At 64.8% G+C, this 25,111-nt stretch carries 19 protein-coding genes, 1 tRNA gene and 1 rRNA gene; 14 read left to right on the top strand and 7 right to left on the bottom strand.

Annotation, left to right across the window (positions count from 1 at the left end):
• The 11 genes from rrf to WKW79_RS27260 all read left to right on the top strand — a co-directional run.
• Nucleotides 1-84, top strand: a 5S ribosomal RNA gene (gene rrf / locus WKW79_RS37075); the annotation flags it as partial.
• A 515-nt stretch (nucleotides 85-599) separates the two neighbouring features.
• The gene (thrS, locus tag WKW79_RS27305; protein ID WP_340338362.1) at nucleotides 600-2,507 is read left to right on the top strand and encodes a threonine--tRNA ligase; all 1,908 of its coding nucleotides are present in this window, start codon (nucleotides 600-602) and stop codon (nucleotides 2,505-2,507) included.
• Nucleotides 2,508-2,582: 75 nt separating this feature from the next.
• Nucleotides 2,583-3,188 carry a translation initiation factor IF-3 gene (gene infC, locus WKW79_RS27300; protein WP_340338369.1) on the top strand — a complete coding sequence of 202 codons (606 nt, stop codon included), beginning with the start codon at nucleotides 2,583-2,585 and terminating at the stop codon, nucleotides 3,186-3,188.
• A gap of 184 nt (nucleotides 3,189-3,372) precedes the next feature.
• The gene (gene rpmI / locus WKW79_RS27295) at nucleotides 3,373-3,576 is read left to right on the top strand and encodes a 50S ribosomal protein L35 (RefSeq protein ID WP_132733279.1); all 204 of its coding nucleotides are present in this window, start codon (nucleotides 3,373-3,375) and stop codon (nucleotides 3,574-3,576) included.
• A 24-nt stretch (nucleotides 3,577-3,600) separates the two neighbouring features.
• Complete coding sequence (rplT, locus tag WKW79_RS27290; protein ID WP_213957691.1) at nucleotides 3,601-3,960, top strand: 50S ribosomal protein L20; 360 nt, start codon at nucleotides 3,601-3,603, stop codon at nucleotides 3,958-3,960.
• 120 nt (nucleotides 3,961-4,080) lie between these two features.
• Nucleotides 4,081-5,151 (top strand): phenylalanine--tRNA ligase subunit alpha, encoded by a 1,071-nt coding sequence (pheS, locus tag WKW79_RS27285; RefSeq protein ID WP_340338361.1) that lies wholly within the window; start codon nucleotides 4,081-4,083, stop codon nucleotides 5,149-5,151.
• A 21-nt stretch (nucleotides 5,152-5,172) separates the two neighbouring features.
• Entirely contained in the window at nucleotides 5,173-7,614 is a 2,442-nt protein-coding gene (gene pheT, locus WKW79_RS27280) for a phenylalanine--tRNA ligase subunit beta (protein WP_340338360.1), read from the top strand.
• Nucleotides 7,615-7,619: 5 nt separating this feature from the next.
• Entirely contained in the window at nucleotides 7,620-7,982 is a 363-nt protein-coding gene (locus WKW79_RS27275; protein WP_422823974.1) for an integration host factor subunit alpha, read from the top strand.
• Nucleotides 7,983-8,046: 64 nt separating this feature from the next.
• The gene (locus tag WKW79_RS27270) at nucleotides 8,047-8,508 is read left to right on the top strand and encodes a MerR family transcriptional regulator (RefSeq protein ID WP_340338368.1); all 462 of its coding nucleotides are present in this window, start codon (nucleotides 8,047-8,049) and stop codon (nucleotides 8,506-8,508) included.
• Between the two features lie 25 nt (nucleotides 8,509-8,533).
• Nucleotides 8,534-8,610: transfer RNA gene (locus WKW79_RS27265), tRNA-Pro, on the top strand.
• Nucleotides 8,611-8,739: 129 nt separating this feature from the next.
• Nucleotides 8,740-10,035: a flavin-dependent oxidoreductase gene (locus tag WKW79_RS27260; RefSeq protein ID WP_340338358.1), complete on the top strand. Its 1,296-nt coding sequence runs from the start codon at nucleotides 8,740-8,742 to the stop codon at nucleotides 10,033-10,035.
• Nucleotides 10,036-10,127: 92 nt separating this feature from the next.
• Here the strand turns inward: WKW79_RS27260 and WKW79_RS27255 are convergent, their stop codons facing one another.
• A complete protein-coding gene (locus tag WKW79_RS27255; protein WP_340338357.1) occupies nucleotides 10,128-11,888 on the bottom strand; it encodes an alkyl sulfatase dimerization domain-containing protein in 1,761 nt (586 codons plus the stop codon).
• 690 nt (nucleotides 11,889-12,578) lie between these two features.
• On the opposite strand from WKW79_RS27255, the gene WKW79_RS27250 reads away from it, so the two are divergent.
• Nucleotides 12,579-14,015 (top strand): coniferyl aldehyde dehydrogenase, encoded by a 1,437-nt coding sequence (locus WKW79_RS27250; protein WP_340338356.1) that lies wholly within the window; start codon nucleotides 12,579-12,581, stop codon nucleotides 14,013-14,015.
• Between the two features lie 194 nt (nucleotides 14,016-14,209).
• Complete coding sequence (locus WKW79_RS27245; RefSeq protein ID WP_340338355.1) at nucleotides 14,210-14,806, top strand: HD domain-containing protein; 597 nt, start codon at nucleotides 14,210-14,212, stop codon at nucleotides 14,804-14,806.
• A gap of 25 nt (nucleotides 14,807-14,831) precedes the next feature.
• Here the strand turns inward: WKW79_RS27245 and WKW79_RS27240 are convergent, their stop codons facing one another.
• From WKW79_RS27240 to WKW79_RS27230, 3 genes are all read right to left on the bottom strand, one after another.
• Entirely contained in the window at nucleotides 14,832-15,539 is a 708-nt protein-coding gene (locus WKW79_RS27240) for a Crp/Fnr family transcriptional regulator (protein ID WP_340338354.1), read from the bottom strand.
• A 156-nt stretch (nucleotides 15,540-15,695) separates the two neighbouring features.
• Nucleotides 15,696-17,267 (bottom strand): arylsulfatase, encoded by a 1,572-nt coding sequence (locus WKW79_RS27235; RefSeq protein ID WP_340338353.1) that lies wholly within the window; start codon nucleotides 17,265-17,267, stop codon nucleotides 15,696-15,698.
• Nucleotides 17,268-17,436: 169 nt separating this feature from the next.
• Entirely contained in the window at nucleotides 17,437-18,204 is a 768-nt protein-coding gene (locus WKW79_RS27230) for an SDR family oxidoreductase (protein ID WP_340338352.1), read from the bottom strand.
• Between the two features lie 207 nt (nucleotides 18,205-18,411).
• Here WKW79_RS27230 and WKW79_RS27225 point away from each other — a divergent pair, with 207 nt between their 5' ends.
• Nucleotides 18,412-21,828 carry an AAA family ATPase gene (locus WKW79_RS27225; protein WP_340338351.1) on the top strand — a complete coding sequence of 1,139 codons (3,417 nt, stop codon included), beginning with the start codon at nucleotides 18,412-18,414 and terminating at the stop codon, nucleotides 21,826-21,828.
• On the opposite strand, the gene WKW79_RS27220 is transcribed toward WKW79_RS27225, so the two are convergent.
• From WKW79_RS27220 to WKW79_RS27210, 3 genes are read right to left on the bottom strand one after another with little or no spacing between them, the layout of a single operon-like run.
• The gene (locus WKW79_RS27220) at nucleotides 21,791-23,251 is read right to left on the bottom strand and encodes a Dyp-type peroxidase (RefSeq protein ID WP_340338350.1); all 1,461 of its coding nucleotides are present in this window, start codon (nucleotides 23,249-23,251) and stop codon (nucleotides 21,791-21,793) included. The two genes, WKW79_RS27225 and WKW79_RS27220, sit on opposite strands and share 38 nt — an antisense overlap.
• Nucleotides 23,248-23,895, bottom strand: coding sequence for a hypothetical protein (locus tag WKW79_RS27215; protein WP_340338349.1), 648 nt, complete (start codon nucleotides 23,893-23,895; stop codon nucleotides 23,248-23,250). Before WKW79_RS27215 ends, WKW79_RS27220 begins: the two co-directional genes overlap by 4 nt.
• On the bottom strand, nucleotides 23,892-24,986 hold the full coding sequence (locus WKW79_RS27210) for a catalase (protein WP_340338348.1): 1,095 nt from the start codon (nucleotides 24,984-24,986) through the stop codon (nucleotides 23,892-23,894). Before WKW79_RS27210 ends, WKW79_RS27215 begins: the two co-directional genes overlap by 4 nt.
• Nucleotides 24,987-25,111: the final 125 nt, after the last annotated feature.

Below are 25,111 nucleotides of genomic sequence, written 5' to 3'. Positions count from 1 at the left end.
CCTTCCCATCCCGAACAGGACAGTGAAACGACTCAGCGCCGATGATAGTGCGGGTTCCCGTGTGAAAGTAGGTCATCGTCAGGCTCTTACAGCCCAGAAAGCCCAACCTCAATCGAGGTTGGGCTTTTTGCATTTCCGGGTGCGATCAAAGCTGCGTTGCACCGAACGCATTGAGTTTTAATTGAGGTTTTTGCTTTTTACGCGCTGGTAGATGAATTGATGCCGGATTGCTGTCCGGCAGCGGCGCAGTGAAGCCACCTGACCACTCCGGGGGTACAAGCCGATGATTTTGAGCACGTAGCGAGACGAGAGTTGGCCCGTACGACGAAGAAAGTGACGTTCGGGTCGCACAGTTCCTGACCCACGCCAGCCGCTCGCCTGTATCAGCGCTTGGCAGGCTACAATCGAAGGCTCCACTCCTAACAAGGGCGAGAAAGGCAATCTGGTTATGACACCGCGAACTACGGCAACCGTTTTCAACGGCTCCTTCATCCAAGGAAGCGGCCGGTAGCCCGCGCGCGCTGGTTGTTCCAGCACCCATGACCCCCACAAAGCGCGGCTCCCACCGCGCTTTTTGCTTTTCATTTCAGAGGTTCCCAATGATCCAGATCACGCTTCCCGACAACTCGCAGCGCGAGTTCCCTGGCCCGGTTTCGGTGGCCGAAGTGGCCCAGTCCATCGGCCCCGGCCTGGCCAAGATGACGCTGGCCGGCAAGGTCGACGGCAAGTTGGTCGATGCGAGCGACATCATCGACCGCAGCGCCAAGCTGCAGATCATCACGCCGCGTGACGACGAGGGCCTGGAGATCATTCGCCACTCGACAGCCCACTTGGTTGGGCATGCAGTGAAGCAACTCTATCCGACGGCCAAGATGGTGATCGGCCCGGTGATCGAGGAGGGCTTCTACTACGACATCTCCTACGAGCGCCCCTTCACGCCCGAAGACATGGAGGCAATCGAGAAGCGCATGCGCGAGCTGATCGCGCAGGACTACGACGTGGTCAAGAAGATGACGCCTCGTGCCGAGGTCATCGAGGTCTTCAAGTCTCGCGGCGAGGAATACAAGCTGCGCCTGGTCGAGGACATGCCTGACGAGAAGGCGATGGGCCTCTACTACCACCAGGAATACGTCGACATGTGCCGCGGCCCGCACGTGCCGAACACGCGCTTCCTGAAAGTCTTCAAGCTCACGAAGCTGGCCGGCGCCTACTGGCGTGGTGATGCGAAGAACGAGCAGCTGCAACGCATCTATGGCACGGCCTGGGCCGACAAGAAGCAACTCGACCAGTACATCCAGCGCATCGAGGAGGCCGAGAAGCGCGACCATCGCAAACTCGGTCGCGAATTGGACCTGTACCACATCGATGAAGTCGCGCCGGGCGTGGTGTTCTGGCACCCGAAGGGCTGGGCGTTGTGGCAGCAGGTCGAGCAGTACATGCGCAAGGTCTATCGCGACACGGGTTACCAGGAAGTGAAGGGGCCGCAGATCCTAGACAAGAGCCTGTGGGAGAAGACGGGCCACTGGCAGAACTATCGCGAGAACATGTTCGTGACGGAGTCGGAGAAGCGCGAGTACGCGCTGAAGCCCATGAACTGCCCCGGCCATGTGATCATCTTCAAGAGCGACCTGCGCAGCTATCGCGACCTGCCGCTGCGCTACGGTGAATTCGGCCAATGCCATCGCAACGAGCCCTCTGGCGGCCTGCACGGCATCATGCGCGTGCGCGGCTTCACGCAGGACGACGGCCACATCTTCTGCACGGAAGACCAGATCCTGGAAGAGTGCGTCAACTACACGGCGCAATTGCAAGCGGTCTACAAGGACTTCGGCTTCACGGACATCCTCTACAAGGTGGCGACGCGTCCGGAGAGCCGCATTGGCTCCGACGAACTCTGGGACAAGGCCGAGCACGCCGTGATGGAGGCGCTGCGCCGCTCAGGCGTCGACTTCGTCATTGCGCCGGGCGACGGCGCCTTCTACGGCCCGAAGATCGAGTACACGCTGAAGGATGCGATCGGCCGCCAGTGGCAGTGCGGCACGATGCAGGTCGACTTCAACATGGCCGAGCGCCTGGGTGGCGAGTACGTCACGGAGACGAGCGGCCGCGCCTATCCGGTGATGCTGCACCGCGCGATCGTCGGCAGCCTGGAGCGCTTCATCGGCATGCTGGTCGAGCATCATGCCGGCGCGATGCCCGCCTGGCTCGCCCCGGTGCAGGTCGCCGTGCTCAACATCAGCGAAGGGCAGGCCGACTACGCCTCGGAAGTTGCCAAAACGCTGCGGAATCAAGGGCTTAGAGTCACGCTCGACCTGCACAACGAGAAGATTACGTATAAAATACGGAAGCATTCGTTGCAAAAGCTCCCTTATATCCTCGTCGTGGGCGACAAGGAAAAGGAAGCAGGTGCCGTCGCAGTACGCGCCCGGGGCAATAAAGACCTCGGAGTCATGTCGATGCAGGCGTTCTCTGAACTGATCGCCGGCGACATCCAACACAAACGCTGATTTTCTGGAAAACGGTCGCTTGTGCGCGTGGTTGCTACGGTCTTCGCTACAGATTTTGTAGCAGATTTTTAAAGGATTCTGACCATCGCTACTGCATTTCGCGACCGCCGCCACCGCGAGGAACGCCAACACCGCCTGAACCGGGAAATCATGGCCCCGGAAGTCCGCCTTGTCGGCCCGGATAACGAGCCATTGGGTGTGATGAGCCTCTCGGAGGCCTTGCGCCTCGCTGGCGAGGCCGATGTGGATCTGGTGGAGGTCGTCGCGGCGGCCAATCCGCCGGTTTGCCGCCTGATCGAGTACGGTAAGTTCAAGTACCACGAGCAGAAGAAAGCGGCCGAAGCGAAGTCGAAGCAGAAGGTCATCGAGGTCAAGGAAATCAAGTTCCGGCCCGGTACCGACGATGGTGACTACAACATCAAGATGCGCAACATCCGGCGCTTCCTTGAGGACGGCGACAAATGCAAGATCACGCTGCGCTTCCGCGGCCGCGAGATCACGCACCAGGAGCTGGGTCTGGCACTCTTGCAGCGCATTCGCGACGAGCTGGGTGACACGATCATGGTCGAGCAGTTTCCGAAGCTCGAAGGCCGGCAGATGATCATGATGATCGCGCCGGGCCGCAAGAAAGCCGGCGGTGCTGCACCGAAGGCCACGACCGAGCCGGCAGCCGCCGCTTGATCGACAAAGCCCGCTCGGGCTGAGTCTGCTGAAGAATTTCGGCGAGGCTCGCAAAGAGCGGCAAACAGTTTTGAAGGGATTTCGCGCCGGCTGCAAAGCGGGCGCGGGATGAAGAAGTGTCTCGGGGCCAACAAGCATGCGGAGCATCCGCATCGCCTCACGAGCACAATTTAAGGAGCATTCAATGCCCAAAATGAAGACCAAGAGCAGCGCGAAAAAACGTTTCCGCGTTCGTCCCGGTGGCACCGTCAAGCGCGGTCAAGCCTTCAAGCGTCACATCCTGACGAAGAAGACCACCAAGAACAAGCGCCATCTGCGCGGTGCAGTGACGGTTCATGAAACCAACATGGTTTCGATGGCCGCCATGTTGCCCGGCATGGGCATTTAATCCAGACGAACAAGGAGTACTCACATGCCTCGCGTCAAACGTGGTGTAACGGCTCGCGCCCGCCACAAGAAGGTTCTCAAGCTCGCCAAGGGTTTCCGCGGTCGCCGCGGTAATGTCTATCGCATCGCCAAGCAGGCGGTGATGAAGGCTGGGCAATATGCCTACCGTGACCGCCGCACCAAGAAGCGCGTCTTCCGTCAACTGTGGATCGCGCGTATCAACGCCGCCTCGCGTGAACTGGGCCTGACCTACAGCCAGTTCGCCAACGGCATCCGCAAGGCCGGTATCGAGATCGACCGCAAGGTCCTGGCCGATATCGCCGTGCACGACAAGGCCGCTTTTGCCGGCATCGTGGAGCAGGTCAAGGCCAAGCTGGCTGCTTGATCCTGTCAGCAGGTCGCCGTCTTTCCAAAGATGGCGGCTTGTGTCCACGGCCTGAACGGCATTGAGGGCTGGCGCTAGAAATGGCACCAGTCCTTTTTCATTTCCTTCTCCCGAATTCTTATGAACGAGCTGGACACCCTGGTCGACACCGCCCGCGCTGACTTCGCCCTCGCGAACGCGCCGGCCGATCTGGAAAACGCCAAGGCACGCTTTCTCGGCAAGGCCGGCCGCATCACCGAACTGATGAAGGGCATGGCCCAGCTGTCGGTCGATGAGAAGAAGTCGCGCGGCGCGGCCATCAACGTGGCCAAGCAGGCGATCGAGGCGGCGCTGAACGCGCGTCGCCAGGCGCTGGCCGATGCGGAACTCGACGTGCAACTGCGCGCAGAAGCGCTCGACGTGACCTTGCCCGGTCGCCATCGCGTGGGCGGTGGGTTGCACCCGGTGAGCCGCACGATGGAGCGCATCGAGGCGATCTTTTCGAGCATGGGCTTCGACGTGGCCGACGGTCCCGAGATCGAGTCCGACTGGCACAGCTTCACCTCGCTCAACAACCCGCCGAACCATCCGGCGCGGTCGATGCAGGACACCTTCTACGTCGACATCGACGGCGAGGACGGCATCCCCTACAACCTGCGTCCACACACGAGCCCAATGCAGGTTCGCTATGCGCACCAGCAGATCAAGAAGCATGCGGCCGTGTTCAAGGCCGCGGAAACCGACCCCAACGTCAAGCCGCCCGAGATCCGCGTGATCGCGCCGGGCCGCACCTATCGAGTGGACAGCGACGCCACGCACTCGCCGATGTTCCACCAGTGCGAAGGCCTGTGGCTGGGCGAGAACGTGAGCTTCAAGGACCTGAAGGTCGTGTTCACCGACTTCTGCCGCACCTTCTTCGAGACCGATGACCTGGTGCTGCGCTTCCGTCCGAGCTTCTTCCCGTTCACGGAGCCGAGCGCGGAGATCGACATCCAGTTCCAGAGCGGGCCGTTGGCCGGCCGCTGGCTGGAAGTCGCGGGCTCCGGCCAGGTGCATCCGAACGTGGTGCGCAACATGGGGCTGGACCCCGAGCGCTACATCGGCTTCGCCTTTGGCATGGGGCCGGACCGGCTGACCATGCTGCGCTATGGCGTGAACGACCTGCGCCTCTTTTTCGACGGCGACCTGCGCTTCCTGAGCCAGTTCCAGTAACCAGACAAAGATCGAGACGACATGCAATTCCCCGAGTCCTGGTTGCGCGAGTTCTGCAACCCGCCGCTCACGAGTGAACAACTGGCCGAGACGCTCACGATGGGCGGCTTCGAGGTCGAGGAGCGCCGCCCAGCGGCGCCGCCGTTCACGAAAATCGTGGTCGGTGAAATCAAGGAAGCCGTGCAGCATCCGAACGCCGACAAGCTGCGCGTGTGCCAGGTCGACGTGGGGCAGGGTAGCCTGCTCAACATCGTCTGCGGCGCACCCAATGCGCGCGTCGGCATCAAGGTGCCCACTGCGCTGGTTGGCGCCGAACTGCCTCCGGGTGAAGACGGCAAGCCCTTCCTGATCAAGGTCGGCAAGCTGCGCGGCGTCGAGAGCTACGGCATGCTGTGCTCGGCGCGCGAACTGCAACTGAGCGAAGACCACGGCGGGTTGCTGGAGCTGTCCAGCGATGCACCCATCGGCGGCGATATCCGCGAGGTGCTGAACCTCGACGACGCGCTGCTCACGCTCAAGCTCACGCCGAACCTGGCGCATGGGCTCAGCGTCTATGGTGTGGCGCGTGAACTGGCTGCATTGACCGGCGCCCCGCTGAAAGCGCCCGAAGTGCCGAAGGTCGCGACGGCGTTCGCCGATGTGCTGCCGGTGAAGGTCGAAGCGCCCGAACTCTGCGGCCGTTTCTCCGGCCGCATCGTTCGCGGCGTGAACACGAAGGCTGCGACGCCGGCCTGGATGGTCGAGCGCCTCGCGCGCTGCGGCCAACGCAGCGTGACGGCGCTGGTCGATATCTCCAACTACGTGATGTTCGAGCTGGGCCAGCCCTCGCACATCTTCGACCTCGACAAGATCCATGGCGGCCTCACGGTGCGATGGGGCAAGGCTGGCGAACAGCTCAAGCTGTTGAACGGCAACACGATCACTGTCGACGAAAAGGTCGGCGTGATCGCGGACGAGCGCGAAGTCGAATCGCTGGCCGGCATCATGGGTGGCGACGCCACCTCGGTGACGGACGACACGCAGAACATCTACGTCGAGGCCGCGTTCTGGTGGCCCGAGGCCATCCAGGGCCGCTCGCGCCGCTTCAACTTCAACACCGACGCAGGCCATCGCTTCGAGCGCGGCGTCGATCCGAGCCGCACGGTGCAGGTCATCGAGCGCATCACGCAATTGATCATCGACGTCTGCGGCGGCCAGGCCGGCGCAATGGATGACCAGACGCTGCGCTTGCCGGAAGCCAAGCCCGTGACCTTGCGCGTCGCGCGCGCTGCGCGCGTGATCGGCATGCCGCTGACGCAGGCCGATTGCGTGGCCGCGCTCAAGCGCCTCGGCCTGCCGATGGAAGAGGGTGAGGGCACGATCCGCGTGACGCCGCCGCCGCATCGCTTCGACCTGCTGATCGAGGAAGACCTGATCGAGGAAGTCGCGCGCCTCGTCGGCTACAACAACCTGCCGACCACGCCTCCGCTCGCACCGATCACGGCGCGCGTGCGTCCCGAGGTGCAACGCGGCCGCTTCGACGTGCGTCGCCGCGTGGCCGCGTTGGGCTACCAGGAAACGATCAACTTCAGCTTTGTCGAGGCGCATTGGGAGCAGGACCTTGCCGGCAATGCGAACCCGATCAAGCTGCTGAATCCGATCGCCAGCCAGATGAGCGTGATGCGTTCGTCGCTGCTGGGCTCGCTCCTTCAGGTGCTGAAGTTCAACATCGACCGCAAGGCTTCGCGCGTGCGCGTGTTCGAGCTGGGGCGCGTGTTCATGCGCGACGACAAGGTCGTCACCACCGACAGCACTGTCAAGGGCATCCACCAGCCGATGCGTGTGGCCGGCCTGGCCTGGGGCGACGCGGAGGGTTCGCGGTGGCAGGGCAAGGCCCAGGGCACCGACTTCTATGACATCAAGGGCGACGTCGAGGCGCTGCTTGCGCCGCTGATGCCGACCTTCGAGCCGACCGAGCATCCCGCGCTGCACCCTGGCCGTGCGGCACGCGTGCGCGTCGATGGCTGCGAGATCGGCGTGGTGGGCGAGTTGCATCCGCGTTGGCGCCAGAAGTGGGAGCTGCCGCAGGCGCCCATGTTGTTCGAACTGGACCTCGATGCTGTGACTTCGCGCCTGCTGCCGGTGGTGCAGCCTGTGCCGCGGCACCAGGCCGTGGAGCGTGACATCGCCGTAGTGGTGGCCGAAGCCGTCACGCATGATGCGCTGATGCAAGCCATTGCGTCCGCCTCCGGCAACGATGGTCTGCTGCAGGGCGCGAACCTGTTCGACATCTATCGGCCACAGGTCGCGCGCGATGGTGCCGTGGCTGCTTCGGGCGGCCTCGCACAAGGCGAGAAGAGCATGGCCGTGCGCCTGTCTTTCCAGAGCGATGCGGGCACGTTGACCGATGAGCAGATCGAGCCCGCGGTTCGCGCCATCATCGAACAACTGGGCGCCAGGCTGGGTGCGCGTCTGCGAGGATGATGGACATGGAATTCACGCTCGAAGCCCTGGAAACACCCGCGCTCACCAAGGCGCAACTGGCCGACCTGCTGTTCGAGCAGATCGGCCTGAACAAGCGCGAGTCGAAGGACATGGTCGAGGCCTTCTTCAACCTGATCGCCGCGAGCCTGATCGAAGGGACCGATGTGAAGATCTCGGGCTTCGGCAACTTCCAGATTCGCACCAAGGCCCCGCGGCCGGGTCGCAATCCGCGCACCGGCGAGGCGATTCCGATCGGCGCGCGCCGCGTGGCCACGTTCCATGCGAGCGCCAAGCTCAAGGAACAAATCCACGGAAACATCACGGAAGAGGGCAGCCGGGAGGTCGAGTGGAGCGTCGGGACCGAATAGTTCTTGGCGCTCGTGAGGCCGGTGGAGTAATCTCTCAGGTTTCGCGCGCACGGCATTGATTTCAATGGAGAAAACGCTTCCCCCGATTCCCGTCAAACGCTACTTCACGATCGGTGAGGTGGGCGAGCTTTGCGGCGTCAAGCCGCACGTGCTGCGCTACTGGGAGCAGGAATTCACGCAATTGCGCCCGATGAAGCGGCGCGGTAACCGGCGCTATTACCAGCACCATGAAGTGCTGATGATCCGCCGCATCCGCGATCTGCTTTACGACCAGGGCTTTACCATCAGCGGTGCGCGCAACAAGTTGCAGGAACTCACGCAGCACGAGCGCGACCGGCGCAGGTCTGGCGAGATGCCGCTCGAAGGCGTGGAAGCCATCGAGATTGATCGCGAGGAGTTCGATGCCGCCGTGCAGGACGAGCAGCAAGAACTCGGCGCGTCTTCGCAAAAGGCGGGACAGACGCTGATCAACCAGCTTCGACGCGAACTCTTCGAAATCCGCGAGCTTCTCGGCGCGGTGCACTGAATCCGCAGGCTATAATTGAGGGCTTCGGTGTGTGGCGCAGCCTGGTAGCGCACTTGCATGGGGTGCAAGGGGTCGAAGGTTCGAATCCTTTCACACCGACCAACAAAACGTCCAAGGGCGTCCGGTTTCACCACCGGACGCCCTTTGTCTTTGGGGCCGCGTAAGAGATCCGACCCTCGTCGGGGTAAGCCGGGACGCGACCCACGCGGCGCGTCTCCGACAATCCGCGCCATGCCTGAATCATCCAACTCCCGCCCCGTCCTGATCGCAGGCGGTGGCATCGGCGGCATCGCCCTCGCGCTCACCCTCCACCAGATCGGCGTTCCGTGTGTCGTGCTCGAGGCCGTCGCCGCACTGCAACCGCTCGGCGTCGGCATCAACCTGCAGCCCAATGCCGTGCGCGAGCTGTACGACCTCGGCATCGACGACAAACTGCTCGACACGATCGGCATCCAGGCGCGCGAATGGGCGCTCGTCGGGCGCAATGGAAACGACGTCTATGCGGAGCCGCGCGGCCTGCTCGCGGGCTACCGTTGGCCCCAGTACTCGGTGCATCGCGGCCAGTTGCAGATGCTGCTCTACAAGGTTGCGCTCGAGCGGCTCGGGCCCGACGCGATCCGCCTGGGCCACCGCGTCACCGGCTATCGCAATCATGACGACGGCGTGACCGCGCGGGTCGAGACGCGCGACGGTCAGCGCCTGGAGGTGGAGGGTCGCTTGCTGATTGCCGCGGACGGCCTGCACTCCGCGGTGCGCGCGCAGATGCATCCAACGCAGCCGCCGATCCAATGGGGCGGCGCGATCATGTGGCGCGGCACGGCGCCAGGTGTGCCGATCCGTACTGGCGCCTCCTTCGTGGGCGTAGGTTCGCTCAAGCACCGCGTGGTGCTCTATCCGATCTCCCCGCCGGATCCGGCTACCGGCCTCGCCACCATCAACTGGATCGCCGAGATCACCGTCGACAACGCCGGTGGCTGGACGCAGGGCGACTGGAACCGGCGCGCCGCGCTCGAGGACTTCATTCATCACTTCGAAGACTGGAACTACGGCTGGCTCGATGTGCCTGCGATGTTGCGCGGCGCGAAGGAGGTCTTCGAGTACCCGATGATCGACCGTGATCCGGTGCCGACCTGGGTCGATGGCCATGTGGCCTTGCTTGGCGACGCCGCGCATGTGATGTATCCGGTGGGTTCCAACGGTGCGAGCCAGGCCATCGTCGATGCACGGGTGCTGGGCGCGGCCTTGCTCGACAAGGGCGTGACGGCCGCGGCATTGAATGCCTACAACGACAAGCTCTGTGCGGACATCTCCGCGCTGGTGTTGCGCAATCGAGGCGCCGGGCCCTTTGGCATCCTGGGCCTGGTCGATGAACGCTGCGGCGGCGTCTTCGACAACATCGACGATGTGATCCCGGCCGCCGAGCGGGAAGCGTTCATGGCGCGGTACAAGGCCGCGGCGGGCTTTGCAATCGATGCGCTCAACGGTGCGCCGCCGACGATTGCGCCGGGCGCGCGGTTTGCTGGCTAGGCACAACAAAAAAGCCGGCGCGTCCGTCTCGCGGATCACGCCGGTCGTTGCTGCGGCAAGCTGAGCAGGCAGTTGCCCGCTCAGGGCTTCTGTCACGGATACATCGGAATCTGGCGGAACTCGTCGAACATGGCCAGCAAGGTCGCCGCTTGCGCGTCGGCACCAGACTCCTTGATGAAGTCGCTCGCGGTCATCTCGCCGCGGAAGTAGCGCGCGAACGATGCGGGGCTGGTCTTGATGATGGCGTCTGCCTTGCGATAGTGGCTGTCGGGATTGCTTACGAATTCAGCCACCGAATTGCGAACGTGCAAGGCTGCGCGCTTGCCGCCGACGTTGAATTCGATCTCGCCTTCCTTGCCCATCGCCTTCTCAGGATTCAGGCGTGTGCGCAGGTGGTTGACTGCACGGATCGGATCGGCCGTCACCCACTCCGCGTCCTGGACGCTGCCCAGCGTATGGGTCTTCTCGCCTTCCAGGCTGCGCGCGGAAGCCAGGTAGAAGTTGCGCGTGATCGAGCCGGGGCTGTAGCGACCGAGGGTGCGGAAGCTGTCGGCGAGTGCCTGGCGATAGGTCTTGTTGGTCGGGGCCACATCGGTCAGCACGACAGCCAGGTCCTTGGCCCAGATGTATTCGCCCTTGGCCGCGGCGGCCTTGTAGGCGTCAAAGACCTTGGCTTCGCCGCCGGCCAGTTCGAGCCATTTCTTGGACTCGACGGCGCGTGGCAGCGAGTGCAGGTCTTCCGCATGGCCGGAGAACCAGCCAAAGGCGCGATCGGCATAGGCCTCGGGGAAGGTGTCGTACTGGCCGTAGACCTCGTTCACATACGGGTTCTTCGTCAGGGACTCGGGCAGGACGATCGAGTGACGCAGTTCCTGCATCCGCACGCCCTGGTTGGTCAGGCGGATGGCCTGGTCGTACACGAAGGAGGAGGCGTCGATCAGGGCATTGGCGGTGTCCTTGATCTTGTCCTTGCCCACCAGCGCCGTTGCACCGCCGCCCACGTCGAGGACGATCTCGGGCTCGAGGTCGCGGATCTTCTTGAGGGCCGAGATCCATTGCTCGGGCTCGCGATAGCGGTCGCCGCGCAAGGTGTAGAGGTTCGGCAGGCAAGGCCACATCACGTTGTCGATGACGAGCTTCTGCGAGGGGATCCAGAAGGTCAGCGAGTCTTCCGTGTCAGTGGACGCGTGGAAGGCCTGGATGTCGAGGCCGTCCACGGTGATCTTCTCGCCGTCGGCCAGCGTCTTCGTGGTTGGCAGCCAGGCGCTCTTCTTGCCGAGGTCCAGCGATGCGGCGCCCATCTTTGCATCCGGGCCGGTGCTGGGCATGTCGGTGCCGAAGTGAATGCGTGCGCGGCCGTCGAGCGCCGGCAGCATCTCCGCGATGTTGGGCTTGCCGAGGAAGCCCGACTCCTGCACTGTCTTGTTGGAGTCCGGGTGCGCAATGATCTGCGCCTTGTCGCCGTCAAGCAGCGTCTCCGCGCCCTTGGCGTAATGCGCATGGTCGTAGAACACGGCGATGATGGGCTTCTTGCTCACATCGCGGCGGATGATCTCGCGGAATTTCTTGCCGTCCTCGGCGTTCTCGCCGGTGGAGAAGACCAGCAGGCCATTGGGGCGTTCAATGATGACCGGGCCGTAGAAGTAGCCGTAGATCATCCAGGTCTTGTCGGCGACGGGCTCGGCGCGTGCGGGCTTGCCATCGATGCGCACGAAGGGCAGGGCCTTCTTCCACTCGTTGAAATTGATCACCGTGCCGTTGGGCAGGGTCGCGGGCTTGAAGTTCGGGTTCTCGTTGTACCAGCGCCAGGCTTGGGCATGGCTGGGCGTCGCGCTCAACGCAAGCAAGGCCATGCAGGCTGCCCCCGCGATTCCGCTGGTAAGTCGGCGCCTCAGTTTGGCAAGCGGGGAAGTGGTGATTTCCGAACCTCGATGTGTCGAAGAAAAATGATGGTGGCGCATGTTTGTTGTCTCTTTTGGGGTAAACGGGGTCGTCATTCCCGGGCGCAAATTGGCCGATTGCAATGGCGGTCAAGCCATCTGTGCTTGGTATTCGATGGGGTGGCCAGTTCGCACAAGACGGCGTTGCTGTCCTTCTTCTGGATATCGTCCTCCTGTTGAAATTTGCGCCGGTCGCGTCTGTACGGCGGCGTCGGCGTATTCTTTTTATGGTCCCGAGAGTTTGGGCCTTTTCCTCCCCGAGCGGACGAGGTGTCGATTCGCACCTGTCCGAACCACGACAGTTTCATGCAATGTCCAGTCGTTCCTTGTTTCTTAGTGTTTACCCTGTTTGTCGCCAAAAGAAAAAACATCGTCGTCTTTGGCAAAGGCGCAATGACGGCGCGGAGGCGATCATCAGGGGGTAAGTTTCAGGACGGGCGACAGGCATCACCGCAACCAGGAAATGGCTTCCCTGGTTGATGGTCACAGCAACATCGCGTGTTCCTCGATGCTGCGGCGCGGCTCTGCATTCACAGCGGCAGGTCTGGACAGCGCCATTCCAACGCAACGCGCTGTGGCACCCCCTCAAAGGAGAGTAAACAAATGACAGACATGCAAGTTCCTTTCGCCCCCGAGGTGATCTCCCGTCAACTGCAGGACGCGCTCGCGTTGCAGCGCAAGGCCTACTTCGCGCACCCGGTGCCCACGTACGAAGAGCGCCGCGCCGACCTTCGCCAGATCAAGCGCTTCATCCTGGACAACAAGGAAGCGCTGATCGATGCGGTGTGCCGCGACTACGGCAACCGCTCGCGCCACGAGACCTTGCTGGCCGAGATCTTCCCGTCCGTCGACAGCGTCGACCAGGTGCTCAAGCATCTGCGCGGCTGGATGAAGCCGCGCAAGCGCGCGGTCGACATCCGCAACTACTTCGGTGCGAAGAATCGCGTCATTCCCCAGCCCCTGGGTGTGGTCGGCGTCATCACGCCGTGGAACTTCCCGATCAACCTGACCATGATCCAGCTCACCTACATCTTCGCCGCGGGCAACCGCGCGATGGTGAAGATGAGCGAGAACTCGCGCCATCTGGCCAAGCTGCTGATGGACCGCATGCCGGCCTACTTCCCGCCGGAGAAGCTGCAGTTCTTCGACGAAACCGGCGGCGTGGGCATCGAGTTCTCCAAGTTGCCGTTCGACCACCTGCTGTTCACCGGCTCGGGCCAGACGGGCCGTTCCGTCATGGCAGCCGCCGCGAAGAACCTGTGTCCGGTCACGCTGGAACTGGGCGGCAAGGCGCCGGCCATCGTCTGCGACGACTACCCGCTGGAGCTGGCTGCCGAGCGCATCCTGTTCGTCAAGTACCTCAACGGCGGCCAGATCTGCACGACCGTCGACTACACCTGGGTGCCCGAGCAGAAGCTGGGCGCTTTCGTGGAGTTGGCCAAGAAGATCATGCCCAAGCGCTACCCCACGCTGGAGACCAAGGACTACACGTCCATCATCGACGAGCGTGCCTTCGATCGCCTGGTGGGCGCGCTGGAAGAAGCGCGCTCGCGCGGCGCCACGGTGGTGCAGTTGGTGCCGGGCAAGGCCTATGACCGCAGCATCCGCAAGATCGCACCGCACATCGTGTTCAACGCGCCGGAAGACTGCGAGCTGATGACGCGCGAGATCTTCGGCCCGATCCTGCCGATCCGCACCTATGCGCGGCTGGACACGGCCATCGACACGATCAATGCCGGACCGCGTCCGCTGGCGGTCTATCCGTTCAGCTACGACAAGCGCGTGATCCAGACGGTGCTGGACCGGGTGATGTCGGGTGGCGTGTCGGTCAATGACGCGCTGTTCCACGTCGGCCAGCACGACCTGCCTTTCGGCGGCGTGGGCGAGTCGGGCATGGGGCACTACCACGGGCATGAAGGCTTCGAGACCTTCTCGAAGATGCGGCCGGTGTTCTACCAGGCGCGCTTCACCTCGATGAAGTTCATGATGCCCCCGTACGGCAAGTTCGCGGATCGGGTGTTCAAGTTCCTGATCAAGTAAGTACCGCAAACGAGGACGTTGCCGGCTTCGTGCATGGTCGACAGTTCGATCATGCCGTTGCCAGGAGACTGAAAAAACACGCGCGATTCGACCCTTAAGATCGGAGCGCGCCGCAGCCATGGTCAGTAGCCGGGAGGCGCGGCCATACGAGCGGGCGCAGCCCGCCAACATAAAACCAACCTGGAGACCCACGCATGAACACCCGCGCCACATTCACCCGCATGGAAGACAGTACCGCTGCCGAATGGCAGGTCATCGGTGCCGAATTCGGCGAGTTCACCAAGACGCTGCCCGATCGCGTCATCAAGCACCTGCGCCTGCTGGAGAACGACTACGGCGGCTTCCCCGTCGATCGCTACACGCACTGCCTGCAGACCGCGACGCTGGCCGCGCGCGATGGCCGCGATGAAGAGTACATCGTGTGCGCATTGCTGCACGACATCGGCGACACGCTCGGCACCTTCAACCACCCGGACATCGCCGCCGCGATCCTGAAGCCCTTCGTCTCGGAAGAGAACCTCTGGATGGTGCAGAACCATGCCGTCTTCCAGGGCTACAACTTCTTCCATCACCTGGGCATGGACCGCAACATGCGCGAGCGTTTCAAGGACAACCCGAACTACGCGCGCACCGCGGAGTTCATCGAGCTCTACGACAACCCGGCGTTCGACTCCACGGCCAAGTTCATGCCGATGGAAGAGTTCGAGCCGATGATCCGCCGTGTGATGGCGCAGCCGCGCGTCTCGCTGTACAAGGCCGCGCTCCAGAACATGGACAAGGCCGCGGCCTGAACCCTGTCGCCGACGGGGCCGTCGGTCAGATCACCTCGCCGGCATGTCGCGCCAGCCCGTGCGGGTCGGTGACCACGATCCTGGCATGCGCAATCCGGATCAGGGCCTGCTGCTCGAGCTTCTTGAGCTCGGCATTCAGGCTCTGGCGACTGACGCCCAGCATGTCGCTGAGTTCGCTTTGCGTCATCAGAATTTCCACATCCCGCTGCGTCGCCGTGTGCAGATGGTCCTCGATGTTGGCGACGATCACGAGCAGGTGCGCCAGGCGGGCCTGCAGCGACAGCAGCTGCTGGAACGCGAACAACTCGTAGAGCTGGCGGGAGCGACCGCACAACAATTGCAGCAGGCGCAACGCCAGCGCGGGCTGCGTCTGCATCTCTGACAGCAGCGCCTCGCGCGGCAGCTGCAGCAACTCGGTGGCCTCGTGTGCGCGCGCATCGTGCACCGCGCCGCCGCCGTCGATGACGGGGATCAATCCATACACCTCACCGGGCACCAGGTAGCGGGTCACGTGTCGCCTGCCATCGCGTCCGTGAATGCTCAGCTCCAGGCTGCCGGACCGCACGAACGAGAGCTGCGTCTGGGGGGCGCCCCGGCGCGACAAGGCTTCTCCAGGGCGCAGGTTGCAGGGTTGGCATTGCTCGGCGAGCCGCTCGATCACGACGGGGTCCAGGCCCGCAAACCACCGGACTTGCTCGATGGTCTCGATCGCCGCCTTCAACTGGGAGGTCATGGCTGTTCACTGATGCACTTGTCGTTATTCTGGCGGACGCGAAGGGCCCGTGAAGCAATGCTTCGGGCCATTCGACGAACGCCGGAACTATGACAGACAACCGGAACAGCAATGGGCACTGGGATACGCCCCAGGCCCGGAAGCCTCACACCTTGGTCAGTCTCCGCCGGCCGCCGCCTCCGACATCTTCGCCAGCGCATCGTCGATGGTGAAGGTGTTGGGCTTCTGGATCGGCGGGAACTCCTTGAAGGTCGCGGCGAACTTGTCGGCGATGGCATAGGCGCCGTACAGGATGTACGCGTGGTAGAGGAACCACTGGTAGTAGCTGTTGGACGTGATGTCGGCGCGCTCGAAGGGGTCGGTTCGCAGGTTGAAGAGCTTGGGCAGGCGCAGGGGGGTGAAGGGTTCGGCCCAGATGCCCATGGTGCCCTTCAGGCGCTGCTCCATGAACACCACCTTCCAGTTGTCGTAGCGGATGCCGAGGATGTCGCCGTCGTCGCTGATGTAGACGAAGAGCTTGCGCGGGCTCTCCTTCTCCTTGCCGGTGATGTGGGCCAGCATGCTCGTGCCGTCGATGTGGTTCTTGTAGGTGCGCCCGATGGTGTCGATGCCCTTCTTGCACTTCTCGACGATGTCGGGTTCGCCGGCCATCTCGAGGAAGGTGGGCAGCCAGTCATGGTGCTGCACGATGCCGTTCGAGATGCTGCCGGCCGGGACCTTGCCGGGCCAGCGCACGATCATCGGCACGCGGAAGGCGCCTTCCCAGTTGCTGTTCTTCTCGCTGCGGAAGGGGGTCATCGCGCCGTCTGGCCAGCTGTTCATGTGCGGGCCGTTGTCGGTCGAGTACATGACGAAGGTGTCTTCGGTGATGCCGAGTTCGTCCAGGTAGTCGAGCATCTGGCCGACGTTCTTGTCGTGGTCGATCATGGTGTCGTGATAGGGCGACTGCCAGCGGCCGGCCTGGCCCAGGCTCTCCGGCTTGGTGTGCGTCACGAAGTGCATGTGCGTGGTGTTGAGCCACACGAAGAAGGGCTTGCCGTCCTTGTGCTGGCGGCCGATGAAGTCCTTGGCGGCGTCGACGAATTCGTCGTCGCAGGTTTCCATGCGCTTGACGTTCAGCGGGCCGGTGTCTTCCACCTTCTGCTTGCCGACGCGGCCCCAGCGCGGCTCCTCGGTCGGGTCGTCCTTGTCGGTGGCCCAGGAGTGGATCACGCCGCGCGGGCGGATTGTCTTCACGAAGTCGCCGAAGTCCTTTTCCGGGTAGTAGTCGTACATCTCCGGCTCTTCCTCGGCATTGAGGTGGTAGAGGTTGCCGAAGAACTCGTCGAAGCCGTGGTTGGTGGGCAGGTGCTCGTTGCGGTCGCCGAGGTGGTTCTTGCCGAACTGGCCGGTGGCATAGCCCTTGGTCTTGAGCAGCGCGGCGATGGTGACGATCTTGGTGTTCATGCCCACGGGCGCGCCGGGGATGCCGACCTTGGAGAGCCCGGTGCGGTAGACGCTCTGCCCGGTGATGAAGGACGAGCGGCCGGCGGTGCAGGACTGCTCGCCATACGAGTCGGTGAACTTCATGCCCTCCGCGGCCAGCCGGTCGATGTTGGGCGTCTGGTAGCCCATCAGGCCGTGGGTGTAGCAACTGAGGTTGGCAATGCCGATGTCGTCGCCCCAGATCACCAGGATGTTGGGTTGCTTCGTCGTCGTTGTCGCCGCTGCACTTTTCGCCTTGGCCATGCGTGCTCCTTTCGGGTAGGGATGGAGAGCGCCCGCGGCCGCATGAGCCTGGGGGCACCGGGCTGAACATCATCCGGCGGGGCGTGGGGGCGCGCAATGTGCCTGCGTGCAGGCGGGCTTGCCCTTTGGTGCGAGCGGCGCCGCGCCTGCGCGCCGGCAACGGCTTGAATCAGATGGCGGTGAAACCGCCGTCGACCGTTTGCGAGTGCCCCGTCACGAAGGACGCGGCATCGGAGCAGAGCCACAGCACCGTTGCGGCGACTTCCTCCGGTTCGCCGATGCGCCCGATCGGATGCAGCGCGGCCATGCGCGCCGGTATTTCCGGATCCACTTGCGCCCAGCGCTGCGCCATGGGGGTGCGGATCACGCCCGGGCAGACGGCGTTGATGCGGATGTTCTTCTTGCCGAATTCGGCCGCCGTGGACTTGGTGAGCCCGATCACGGCATGTTTGGAGGCCCCATAGGTGGCCAGGCGCGGTGCGCCCTTGAGCCCCGCGACCGATGCGGTGTTGACGATGGCGCCGCGACCCTGCGCAACCATCTGCCTGAGTTCATGCTTGAGGCACAGCCAGACGCCCTTGACGTTGACGCCCATGATGCGGTCGTACACCGATTCGTCGGCTTCCGTGATCAGCGTGGTCTCGATCTCGATGCCGGCATTGTTGAAGGCGCAGTCGAGTCGGCCCCAGGCTGCCACCGTGGCTGCGACCATGGCGGCCACCTCGGCTTCGCGGGTGACGTCGACCTGGCGGGCCGTCGCCTCGCCGCCCTGTGCACGTGCCAGCGATGCCGTTTCCTCGACCGCGGCCAGATCGATGTCGCTCAGCATCAGACGTGCGCCGGCCTTGGCAAAGGCCAGCGCGGTGGCGCGACCGATGCCGCCGCCGGCACCGGTGATGAGGACGGCCTTGCCGCTGAAGTCGTGGGTGGTTGTCATGGTTGTCTTCGTGTCTCGGGCGATTCGGTCGGCGCATTGTGGGGCCATCTCATGGACGGCCGCGATGGCTTGCCGGTGCTATGTCGGGCAGGGGTTTTCACTCGAGGACCTCACCCGTTCATGGTGTTCACCGGATGAGGCAAGGCTTACACTTTGTCCACATTCGGTTGATGGTTCGGCCGATCTCCACCGCAGCGCATATTTCCCATGAGCAAGGTCCGCGATTGGCTCGACAAGCATCGGCTGGCATCCATCGCGGAGACGCTGGAACGCGAACAGATCGACTGGGATGCGTTGATGGTCCTGTCCGCAGCCGACCTCAAGGACCTGGGTCTTCCGATCGGACTGCGCGCCAAGCTGGCTGCGGCGCTGCGCACGATCCGGGGCGACGAATCGTCATCGGATGCGCTGGCCGACTCCCCGCGCGATGCCGCAGGGGACAGCGCGGGCTCGGCCGACGAGGGCGAGCGTCGCCAGTTGACCGCGATGTTCTGCGACATGGTCGGCTTCACCGAACTCGCCAGCCGCGTGGACCCGGAGGTGCTGCGGCGCATCGTGCGCGCCTATGAGGATGCCTGCGCGGTGTGCATCGCGCGCTACGAGGGCTATGTGTTCCAACTGCTCGGCGACGGCATCGTGGCCTTCTTCGGCTATCCGCTGGCGCACGAAGGCGAGGCGGAGCGGGCCATTCATGCGGGGCTGGAGATCATCGAAACCTTGTCCCGGCTGGAGATCCCCGATGCGGGGCGGCTCGCCGTGCGCATCGGCATCGCGACGGGCGTGGTCGTGGTGGCGCAGCAGGGCAGGGACGCGGTCGGCGAGGCGATGAACCTGGCGGCCCGGTTGCAAGCGGCGGCGCAGCCCGGCAGCATTCTGGTGAGCCAGCGCGTGCATCGGCTGGCCGGTGGTGTCTTCGCCTACGAGGACCTGGGCGAGCGCGCGTTGAAGGGCATTGCGCAGCCGGTCCGGGTCTACGGCGTGCTGGGTGTGAACCAGGCGGCGAGCCGCTTCGAGGCCGCCACGCAAGAAGGGGGCCTGACCCCGCTGATCGGCCGCGAACAGGAACTCGGGTTGTTGCTGGAGCGCTGGAACATTGCCCGTTCCGGGTTGGGCCAGGTGGTGGTGCTGTCCGGCGAACCGGGCATCGGCAAGAGCCGCATCCTCGACACTTTCAGGGCGCGCATCGAGGGCGAAGGCGCCAGGTCGATGCAGTTCCAGTGCTCGCCTTACTACGTCAACAGCGCTTTCTGGCCCAGCACCCACAACTTCGAGCGAGGGCTGAAGTTCGCCCGCGACGAATCGCCCGCGTCCAAGCTCGACAAGCTGGAGGGCCTGGTGGTCGGCGCCTATGGACGGCCGCTGGCGGATGTCGGGTACATCGCCTCGATGATGTCCATCCCCTGCGACGATCGCTACGGCGCCCGGGCCATGACTTCGCAGAAGCGCAAGCAGGAGACATTGCGCACGCTGGTGGAACTGACCGAGGCTGCGGCGCGCAAGCATCCGAGCGTGCTGCTGTTCGAGGATGTGCATTGGGCCGATCCGACCTCGCTGGAGGTGGTGGACTTGCTGATCTCCAGGCTTCCCACCGTTCCGCTGCTGGTTGTGCTCACGCACCGCCCGGAATTCAAGTCGCGCTGGCCGGAGCAGGGGCATGTCCGCGCGCTGAACCTGTCCAGGCTCAGCCAGTCGCAGGGTGCTGCGATGGTGTCGGGGCTGGCGGGCGGCAAGGCGCTGCCCGCCCGGCTGCTGGAGCAGATCCTGGCCCGAACGGATGGCGTGCCGCTGTTTGTCGAGGAGCTGACCAAGGCCATCCTCGAATCGGGTGAACTGACGGAGGAAGCGGACCACTACGAGTACCGGGGCGCCACCAACAGCATGGCCATCCCGGCCACCTTGCGGGATTCGCTGATGGCGCGGCTGGACCGTTTCAATCCGGTGAAGGTCATCTCGCAGATTGGCGCGGCCATCGGGCGCGTGTTCAGCTACGAGCTGATCGCGGCGGTGGCGCCGATGAACCGTGAGCAACTCGATGCATCGCTCGCGCGGCTGACCGAATCGGGGTTGGCCTCGTGCCAGGGCGCGCCGCCGGAGGCGACCTACACCTTCAAGCATGCGCTGGTCCAGGACGTGGCCTACGACTCGCTGCTCAAGAGCCGCCGGCAGGAACTGCATGCCAACATCGCACGGGCGATCCAGGAGCGCTTTGCCAACAGCAAGGTCACCGAGCCCGAAGTGCTGGCCCATCACCTCACCGCCGCGGGCCTGGCCACGGCCGCGATTCCACTGTGGCAAAGCGCGGGGGAACTGGCGCTGAAGCGGATGGCGCTGATCGAGGCCATCTCGCATCTCAACCAGGGGCTGAAGCTGGTGTCCACGCTGCCCGGCTCGGTGGAGAACGACCGGTGCGAACTGGCACTGCGGCGCGCCCTCGGCGTGTCGTGGATGGCCGCCAAGGGCTGGGCCGCGCCGGAAGCGCGGGAGAGCCTGCTGCCGGCGTTGAAGCTGGTGGATTCCGCCGCCTCGGGGCGGGACGTGCTGCCGGTCTATTGGGGCCTGTTCGCGAACACGCTGAGCCAGGGGCGCGTCGCGGAATCCGTGGATTGGGCCGAGCAACTGCTGGCCATGGGGCGCGAGACCGGCGACAGCGACATGCTGATCACCGCACACCTGATGATGAGCGTCTCGACCTTCTGGCTCGGCGAGCTGCAGACCAGCCGCGGGCACATCGACGAAGTCACGCGGATCTACGACCCGGTCAGGCACCGCCACATCGCCAATGAGATCAACCACGATCCGCTGACCGGCGTCGGTGTGTACAGGGCGCAGATCAGCTGGATGCTGGGATACCCGGACCGCGCGGTGGCGGAATGCGACGCGAAGGACGCGCATGCGCGGGCGCGCGGGCATGTGTTCGACCGGGGCTTTGCGTTGTCCGCCGGGGCGGACGTCTTCGAGTACCGGGGCGAGCCGCAAGCGCAGCAGGCGCGCATCCGGGAATGTGAGCGGTTGGGACGGGAAAACAGCCTCACGGTGCTGTGGCAGTTGATGGCGCCGCTGCGCCTGGGTGCCTCGCTGGTTCGCGCGGGCAAGGCGGCCGAGGGTGTGCGACTGCTGCAGGCCGGTCTGGCCATGCGCGAGGCCGGCGGCGGGCGCGGCGGCAGCAATCCCTACCTCCAGGCGCTGCTTGCCGAAGGCATGGCCATGGAAGGCGACGTGATGGGCGCGCTGCGCATCGTCGAGGCCCAGATCGAGCAGGTGCAGCGGGCGGGCTGGGGCGAGCGCTGCCACTACGCCGAGATCCGGCGCCTGGAGGGATGGCTGCACGAGCAGCGCGGCGACACGGAGGCCGCCGAGGCGAGCTACCGGCTGTCGCTGGACTGGGCCCGGGTGCAACAGGCCCGCTCATGGGAACTGCGCACCGCGACCAGCCTGGCGCAGATGCTGCATCGGCAAGGCAGGTCGACCGAGGCGAGGGAGCTGCTGGCGCCGGTGTACGAATGGTTCACCGAAGGCTTCGGCACGCGCGACCTCGTGCATGCGCGCGAGGTGTTGGAAGTGCTTGGCGTCGGCCCCGCCGTTACCGTCAGCCCCCATGCGAACCAATCCATCGAAGTGCGCTGATGCCCGGCAGGAAGGTGTAGGCGCCGCCCCGCGTGCGGACCAGGCGCGGCACGCCGCGCAGCCGGATCGTGCCCTTGGCGGTCGGCACATCGAACCAGCCTGCGTCGCCTTCGTTGGCCCCAAGCATCGGATCGTTGGAGCCGGTGATGCGCGGGTCTTGCAAGCCGAGGTTGATCCAGTCGTACTGGATGGCCTCGAACTGCGCGGACAGGTCGGCGCAGATGAAGCTGCCCAGCAGGCCGCGCTCGGCGCCGGCATTGGCATCGGGATGGGCGTGGTCGTAGGGCGGGCCGTAGGGGATGCCACGACGTATCAGGCGGCGCGTGTGGTTGGCCACGCGCTGCACGATGCGGGCATTTCGCGGATTGACGCGGCGGGTGTGCGAGCCGATCGGGCACCTCAAGCCGGCGGGGTCGTCGATGTAGTCGAAGTCGGTGTCGGAGACGCGTTGGTCGGGGTCGCGCGGCGACAGCGCCAGCGGCGTGCCGTTGCGCCAGCGACCCAGCATCTTGGCGGCGACCACCTCGCGCATGGCCGCCAGACGCGCGGCCGGGGAGCCGTCGCCGATTTGCCCGGTGGGTAGCAATTCATCGGCCAGCGGGCTGTCGAGCAATTGCGCAGCCGCGCTGTCGAGGTATTGCTCGAAGGCGACCACGTCCTGCTCCAGCACGCGGAAGGCGTTGAACGCGCCGTTGCGGCCCAGCACGGGCGGATTGGGCAGGGTCCAGGTGAGTTGTTCGAGCGCGGTGGGGTAGCCCAGCAGCACGGTGCCCAGCGGCGCGGTCGGCTGGTCGTCGTACTTGCCGGGCGGGCTGATGTTGGCGAAGCGCGGCTGCGAGATGTTGTCGCGGTAGCCGAAGTGGACCTCGTCGCCGTTGAAGAAGGCGCCATCGTTGCGGCCGCAGACCCTGAAAGCGCGGGCCGCGAGGCCGGACGTCAGGGACTTCTCGAACGCGTCCAGCAGCGCGGCGGTGTCGGCATGCAGGCTCACGATAAAGTGGACCGCATCGGCGGACTGGAACCACGGCTGCCAGTACGCGGGGGCAGAGCGGTCCCAGTCGCCGACCTTGGTGGCGCGCGCAGCCATGCCTTCGCGGTAGGCCTCGGGGAAGGATTCTGTTGTGGATGCGGGCAGGCCCAGCGCCTGCAAGCCGGTGAAGGTGATGCCGAGGTTGAAGCAGACCTCCGGCGGTTGCTGGCCCCAATGCGCGGCGTCGGTGATCTCCGGCGCGAGGGAGCGGTCAGGCCCGACGATGGCGGCGATCCATGCGCGGGCCTGGCCCGCGTCGATCACCTGGGCGGTCAGGTGGCGCACCCGCTTCTTGCGGTAGCCGCGCAGGATGTTGCCCTGCACGTCGGACAGGTCGACGCCCGGATCGCCTGCAACGCGCGCGGCGGCGTTGCCCGCCGGCAGCGCGCTCACCAGCCCACTCCCAGCTTCTGGCGCACCTGCGCGACCGAATAGCCCGGATAGGCGCGATAGCTGCCGAGTTGCACGTTCGGGTTCTTGTCGAGTTGCAGCACCAGGTAGCGCGACAGGTCCTGCAGGTTGTCGAGCTTGGGCGCGACGACTTCGATGAGGCGCCCCGGATCGTCAGGCAACTGGAAAGCGTCGCGCTCATGCACCCACTGGATGAAGGCGTCGACGTGCTGCCAGCAGGGCAGCGGCGGCGGGTCCTCGATCAGCGAGACGACCCCGTCGAAGGCATTGCCCAGCGTCATGATGAAGTCCCGGATGTAGGCATGGAAGTCCCCGTCGTAGAAGGAGAACATCAGCAGGTTGTTGTCGACGATGGAGAAGCGCGCCATGTGCACGGTGCCGACGTTGTCCAGGCCGCTGTAGATCTCGTCGAGGCAGGAGCCGACGACCATGGCGGCCTGCGCGCGGCCGATGGCGGTCTTGTTCTTGAGGGGCATCACGAGGTTCATGGTGCGCATCACGTTGTCGGTGGCCTGGCGGCTGTCGCGCGGGCCGCCGGGGGCGACGGCGGTGGGCTGGAGCCAGGACCAGATGCGGATGAGGATCCGCATGAGCAACTGCTTGAACCAGTCGATGAGGGCGGTCATTGGCTGAGCTCCCAGTCGCGCGGCGCGGTGCCGGCCTGTTGCGGCGCCGGGGTGGCGGTCATGGCGCCCGCATGCAAGGGGCAACCGATGCCGCCGCGCTCCTTGCAGCCGAGCTGGTAGATCTCGCCGCGGGCGTGCAGGATCGGATCCCCGGAAGCCTCGATCCCGGGCGGCAGGCGCATGGGATTGAAGCTGAGCCGGTCGACGTCGATGCCACGGTCCGAGGCCATCTGCTCGATGAAGAGCGTGCCCATGCTGACGGTCTGGCGAGTCACGGGCCAGGTCGTGGAGGGATCGTCCAAGGCGTCGCCGGGGTCGCCGATCGCCATCTTGAGCGTGAAGCGGGCGGGGGATTGCGCGAGGCGCGCGCGCATCTCCGGCGTGAGGAAGTCGTGCGCCTTGGTTGCGAGTTGATCGGCGGGCACCGGGAAGACGCCATCGATCGGCTGCCATGAAAAGCGCACCGGCCGTCGCACGCCGTCCGGGCCGACGGCCATGAAGGTATGCACCGCGTGGTAGGCCGTGCGGGCCCAACTCACCGGCACCTGCAACAGGCCGCCCTCGATGGTGAAGGCGCGGGCGAAGTCGTGCGAGCCGGCGTACTGCGCCAGTCCCGGGCCGCCGCTGATCGTGACGCCGGGCGGCATCGGCGGCAGCGGGCTGCGCAGCATCAGCGGGTCCAGGATGTTCCGGCGGAACCACGATTCCTCCTCCACGGGCTTGGGGATGAAGGCCTTGGACACGCCCAGGAACTCCTCGCGCGTGCGGGCGCCGAAGACGTTCATCGTCATCGACAGCAGGTCATGGTCGATGCTGTCGGTGATGTGGAACTTGACCGCGAGCCCGCGCGTGTCGGGCCGCTCGTCATGGCGCTGGGGGTCTGAGGAGCCGTTGGAAAAGCGGGCGGTGACCGCGACGGGATGGCCCTGGAACTGACCGGCGATGCAGAAGTCGCGGGCGACCTCGGAGGCCACGAAGTGACCCATGACACCTAACCCGTGGGTGTGCGCCCAGCGGGTGTCGGCGACATGGCCGGGTGCGTCTTCCTTGAACGCGTCCAACATCTGCGCCGCCGTGATTTCGTGCTGCATGCGTAGCCCCTCCAACGAGCGCCGCAGACTATCACGCAAGCCTAACTTTTGGTTGCAGTTTTCTCGGGCGCGTACACAAGTGTGATGAAGGGCGGCGCGCGCAGCACTGCTCAGGCGTCGCGTAC

It is taken from the genome of Variovorax robiniae, from assembly GCF_037889955.1.
Lineage (GTDB): Bacteria > Pseudomonadota > Gammaproteobacteria > Burkholderiales > Burkholderiaceae_C > Variovorax > Variovorax robiniae.
The sequence above is the reverse complement of the archived record's forward strand: the minus strand, read 5'-3'. Positions and strand labels throughout refer to the sequence as shown.